The organism is Streptomyces sp. CRN 30 (assembly GCF_034105845.1).
This window is the reverse complement of record NZ_JAVRHI010000074.1, coordinates 1-5,194: the sequence shown is the minus strand read 5'-3', so window position 1 is coordinate 5,194 and position 5,194 is coordinate 1. Positions and strand designations below refer to the sequence as shown.

The window sequence follows — 5,194 nt, the reverse complement described above, 5'->3', positions numbered from 1 at the left end:
CCGCCGACGGGCTGCTCGCCGCCGCGCCCGCCGCCGGCGCCGCGGGCGTGGCCGACGTACTGGGCCGGCTCACCCAGCGCGTCGACCTGGTGCAGATGGCGCTGCGCGGCGGTGCGCCCGACGCCCTGCCGCCCGGCTTCGACACCTCGGAGCAGCTGCTCATCGTCCACGACTTCCCGCACGCCTTCGACGACCGGGCCGTGACCCGGCTGCGCTACCTCGCCGACGAGGGCCCGGCCGTGGGGGTGCACCTGCTGATGGTCGCCGACCGCCGGGACGCCTCCGGGTACGGGCCGCTGCTCGACCCGCTGTGGCGCGCGCTGCTGCGCCTCACACCCGGGCCGGACGACCACCTCGCCGACCCGTGGGTGGGCCACGCCTGGACGTACGAACCCGCGTCGGTGCCGCCCGGCAGCCAGGTCCTGCGGCAGGTCCTCGGCCGGGTCGCCGCGGCCCGCCGGTCCTGACGACCGCGGAGCCGTACGGGGCACGCGGGACGGGCCGCGCCCCGGCCCGCGCTGATCACTGATCAGCACACTTGGCCGCCCCTTTACTATGCCCTTTACCTTTCCTTGGTGTTTCGGGTACTGTCTCTTTAACGGAGGGGAGTACTCCCTGCCCTGCGGCGTGCCCGTCAGTACGGACCAGGCTCGAGCGATCGAGGTGGATCCCGGGGCGTCGGCCCGGCGGTACCAGCGCATCCGCGCCACCGGTGCCCCGGGTGGAAGAGACCTCCGGTAGCGACGACGCTGACATTGCCGTTTAGTACTGCCGGAGGCGCAGCAGTGGAAGTTTCCACGACCCTTTGGGTTCTGACGATCGTGGGCCTCATCGCCCTGATCGGAGCCGATTTCTTCATCGGCCGCAAGCCCCACGACGTATCCATCAAGGAAGCCGGCATCTGGACGATCGTCTGGATCATCCTCGCCGCGCTCTTCGGGCTCGGTCTCGCCGTCTTCGGTGACGGCCAGGCGTCCGGGGAGTTCTTCGCCGGTTACATCACCGAGAAGTCGCTGAGTGTCGACAACCTCTTCGTCTTCGTCCTGATCATGACCAAGTTCGCGGTGCCCTCGCAGTACCAGCAGCGCGTCCTGCTCATCGGCGTCCTGATAGCCCTCGTGCTCCGCGCGATCTTCATCGCCGCGGGCGCCGCGATCATCGCCAACTTCTCGTGGGTCTTCTACATCTTCGGTGCCTTCCTCATCTACACCGCCTGGAAGCTCATCAAGGAGGCGCGCGCCGACGAGGAGGAAGAGGAGTGGGAGGAGAACAAGCTCCTCAAGGCCGCCGAGCGCCGCTTCGGTGTGGCTGACCGGTACCACGGCACCAAGCTGTTCATCGAGCAGAACGGCAAGCGCGTCATGACGCCGATGCTGATCGTGATGCTCGCGATCGGCAGCACCGACATCCTCTTCGCGCTCGACTCGATTCCGGCGATCTTCGGCCTGACCCAGGACCCGTACATCGTCTTCACGGCCAACGCGTTCGCCCTCATGGGTCTGCGCCAGCTGTACTTCCTCATCGGCGGCCTGCTGAAGAAGCTGGTCCACCTCTCGTACGGCCTGTCCGTCATCCTCGGCTTCATCGGCATCAAGCTGGTGCTGCACGCGCTGCACGAGTCCGGCGTCCACGTCCCGGAGATCTCCATCCCGGTCTCGCTCGGCGTGATCTGCGGTGTCCTGATCGTCACCACGATCACCAGCCTGATCGCCTCGAAGAAGCAGGCGGAGGCGGAGGCGGCGCAGAAGGGGACCGGCACCTCCTCGCAGGACAAGGACAGCGTCGAGGCCTGACGCCTTCCTCCTCCTGGAACGATCCCGGCACCGGGAGCGGTAGCGGCACCAGCCGGCCACCGCTTCCGGTGCTCGTTCGTGCCCATATGGGAGGAAGTGCCCCCAGGGGGCGGGAATGCGAAGATCCGGCCATCCGTGCGAAGATCATCACATGGTCGCTCGCCTTGGTTCACTCTCGCTGCAATGGACGACGGTCGCGCCGGTGGCCGCAGTCATCCTGCTGGTCTTCACCTGGGGCCGTGATCTGCCGGGGCTGGTGGTGGGCCTGGTCACGCTGGTGCTCGCGGCGGCCGTCCTGGCCGCCGTGCACCACGCCGAGGTCGTCGCGCACCGCGTGGGGGAACCCTACGGTTCCCTCGTTCTCGCCGTCGCCGTCACGATCATCGAGGTGGCCCTGATCGTCACGCTGATGCTCGACGGCGGGGACAAGAGCGCGACCCTCGCCCGCGACACGGTCTTCGCGGCGGTGATGATCACCTGCAACGGCATCGTGGGCCTCAGCCTGCTCGTCGCCTCCCTGCGCCACAGAGTCGCGGTGTTCAACTCCGAGGGCACCGGCGCCGCCCTCGCCACGGTCGCCACACTCGCCACGCTCTGCCTGGTCGTCCCCACCTTCACCACCAGCGCGCCGGGCCCCGAGTTCACCACGTTCCAGCTCATCTTCGCCGCGCTGGCCTCGCTGCTCCTGTACGGGCTCTTCGTGACCACGCAGACCGTGCGCCACCGCGACTACTTCCTGCCGGTCACCCCGGAGGGCAAGGCGTGCACCGAGGACGACCACGCCGAAGCGCCGACCACCCGCACCGCCATGGTGAGCCTCGGCCTGCTCGGGCTCGCCCTCGTGGGGGTGGTCGGCCTCGCCAAGGGCGTCTCGCCGACCATCGAGTCGGGCGTCTCGGCGGCCGGGCTGCCGCACGCCGTCGTCGGTGTGGTCATCGCCCTGCTCGTCCTGCTCCCCGAGACCATCGCGGCGGTGCGCGCGGCCCGCAAGGACCGGGTGCAGACCAGTCTGAATCTCGGCCTGGGTTCCGCGATGGCCAGCATCGGCCTGACCATTCCCGCGGTGGCCCTCGCCTCCGTCTGGCTGCCCGGACCGCTCGTCCTCGGCCTCGATGCCACCCACATGGTGCTGCTCGCGTTGACGGTCGTGGTGAGCGCCCTCACGGTGGCGCCGGGGCGGGCCACACCGCTCCAGGGCGGTGTGCACCTGGTGCTGTTCCTGGCGTTCCTGGAGCTCGCGGCCAATCCGTAGCGCGCTCGCGGCCCTACGCCGCCCGCGCCGTGCCCGGCCCGCCGCCACCGTCCTACCCCGTCGTGGCCTCCGCCGCCACCGTCCGGGCCGGCCGGGTCTCCGGCAGCAGCGCGAAGCACCCCAGGCTCAGCAGCGCCACGCCCGTCATGTACGCGGCCACGGCCCAGGGCACCCGTTCGCCCTGGGCCAGGGCCGTCGCCACGATCGGCGTCAGCGCCCCGCCGAGCACCCCGCCCAGGTTGTAGCCCACGGCGGCGCCCGTGCAGCGCACCCGGGGCTCGTACAGCTCCGGCAGGTACGCGGCGATCACGGCGAACACGGTGATGAACGCGAGCATCGCCACCAGGAAGCCGAGGAACATCAGCAGCGGCTCACCGGTCGCCAGCAGACCCATCAGCGGGAACATCCACAGGGCCAGCACCGCGCTGCCGGCCAGGCACAGCGGCCGCCGGCCGTAGCGGTCACCCAGGAGCGCCATCACGGGCGTCAGCGACCCCTTCACCACCACGGCGGCCATGATGCACACCAGCATGACGGTGCGGCTCACCCCGAGGTGTTCGGTGGCGTGGGCGAGGGACCACGTGGTCACCGTGTAGAACACGGCGTACCCGGCGGAGAGCGCCCCGGCCGTCAGCAGCACCAGCCGCCAGTGGCCGCGCACCACCTCGGCGAGCGGCACGCGCGCGGGCTCGTCGATCTGGAGGAACTGCGGACTCTCGGTGAGCGAGGAGCGCAGCCACAGACCGGCCACGGCGAGCACGCCCGCCGCCCAGAAGGGCACCCGCCAGCCCCAGGACGCGAACTGCGCGTCCGACAGCGTCGCCGAGAGGACCAGCATCACGCCGTTGGCCAGCAGGAATCCCACCGCGGGGCCGATCTGCGGGAAGCTCGACCACAGTCCGCGCCGCTCGGCCGGCGCGTGCTCCGCCGTCAGCAGCACGGCGCCGCCCCACTCCCCGCCGAGCCCCAGCCCCTGCAGGAACCGCAGGACGAGGAGGAGCGCGGGAGCGGTGAGCCCGATCGCGTCGTACGTCGGTACACAGCCGACGGCGACGGTCGCCCCGCCGGTCAGCAGCAGGGACACGACCAGGACCGGCCGCCGCCCGTGCCGGTCCCCGACGTGCCCGAAGAGCACCGAGCCCAGCGGCCGGGCCACGAACCCGGCGCCGAAGGTCGCGAAGGCCGCGAGCGTGCCCGCCGCCGGCGAGAACGTCGGGAAGAACAGCGGGCCGAGGACCAGCGCGGCGGCGGTGCCGTACACGAAGAAGTCGTAGAACTCGATGGCCGTCCCGGCGAGCGAGGCGCCCGCGAGCCGCAGCATGGACGGTCTCGTCACGGAGTGTGCAGGATGCATGGGGCGAAAGCTACCCTGCGTGACCGTCGGTTACGGGGGCGCGCGGGAGCGGTGTCGGCGCACCGTGATAGACCGGTTCCGCGCGTAGTGGCCCGCACGCGCCGACCAGCCGACCGCACCGGAGGAACCGTGGCCCGCTCCCTCGCCGACGCCCCGATCATGATTCTCAACGGGCCCAACCTGAACCTCCTGGGACAGCGGCAGCCCGAGATCTACGGCTCCGACACGCTCGCCGACGTCGAGGCGATGTGCGCGGAGGCGGCGGCCGCGTACGGCGGCACGGTCGACCTGCGGCAGTCCAACCACGAGGGCGCACTGGTCGACTGGATCCACGAGGCGCGGCTGCACCACGCCGGCATCGTCATCAATCCCGGTGCCTACTCGCACACGTCGGTGGCGATCCTGGACGCGCTCAACGCCTGCGACGGCCTGCCCGTGCTGGAGGTGCACATCTCCAACATCCACCGGCGCGAGGAGTTCCGCCACCACTCGTACGTCTCGCTCCGCGCCGACGGGGTCATCGCCGGGTGCGGGGTGCAGGGGTACGTGTTCGCCGTGGAGCGCGTCGCCGCCCTGGCCGGAGCGGGCCGGGCCGACGCCTGAGCCCCGCGATGGCGCGCACGCCGCGCGCGTGCGCCGGCTGGACTCCTCGACCGGTCCGGTACGCGCAGGCGTTCACCAGCCCCGCGCGCGCCACTCCGGCAGCTGCGGGCGCTCCGCACCCAGCGTCGTGTCGCCGCCGTGGCCCGGGTAGACCCACGTCTCGTCCGGGAGCACGTCGAAGAGCTTCGTCTC

4 protein-coding genes and 1 pseudogene are annotated in these 5,194 nt (G+C 71.1%); 4 read left to right on the top strand and 1 reads right to left on the bottom strand.

Going from position 1 to position 5,194, the window contains the following annotated elements:
* The 3 genes and pseudogenes from UW392_RS07170 to UW392_RS07160 all read left to right on the top strand — a co-directional run.
* A pseudogene (locus UW392_RS07170) lies at positions 1 to 467 on the top strand (export associated protein); the annotation flags it as partial.
* Positions 468 to 785: 318 nt separating this feature from the next.
* Complete coding sequence (locus UW392_RS07165; RefSeq protein ID WP_320774026.1) at positions 786 to 1,793, top strand: TerC family protein; 1,008 nt, start codon at positions 786 to 788, stop codon at positions 1,791 to 1,793.
* Positions 1,794 to 1,944: 151 nt separating this feature from the next.
* Positions 1,945 to 3,045 (top strand): ionic transporter y4hA, encoded by a 1,101-nt coding sequence (locus tag UW392_RS07160; RefSeq protein ID WP_320774025.1) that lies wholly within the window; start codon positions 1,945 to 1,947, stop codon positions 3,043 to 3,045.
* Positions 3,046 to 3,097: 52 nt separating this feature from the next.
* Here the strand turns inward: UW392_RS07160 and UW392_RS07155 are convergent, their stop codons facing one another.
* Positions 3,098 to 4,366, bottom strand: coding sequence for an MFS transporter (locus UW392_RS07155; RefSeq protein WP_320774027.1), 1,269 nt, complete (start codon positions 4,364 to 4,366; stop codon positions 3,098 to 3,100).
* 162 nt (positions 4,367 to 4,528) lie between these two features.
* Here UW392_RS07155 and aroQ point away from each other — a divergent pair, with 162 nt between their 5' ends.
* Positions 4,529 to 5,002 (top strand): type II 3-dehydroquinate dehydratase, encoded by a 474-nt coding sequence (gene aroQ, locus UW392_RS07150; protein WP_320774024.1) that lies wholly within the window; start codon positions 4,529 to 4,531, stop codon positions 5,000 to 5,002.
* Positions 5,003 to 5,194: the final 192 nt, after the last annotated feature.

Bases quoted from the DNA above. Each gene is read 5' to 3' on its own strand.
- UW392_RS07160 (WP_320774025.1), top strand. From the start codon at position 1,945: ATGGTCGCTCGCCTTGGTTCACTCTCGCTGCAATGGACGACGGTCGCG.
- UW392_RS07155 (WP_320774027.1), bottom strand. From the start codon at position 4,366: ATGCTGCGGCTCGCGGGCGCCTCGCTCGCCGGGACGGCCATCGAGTTC.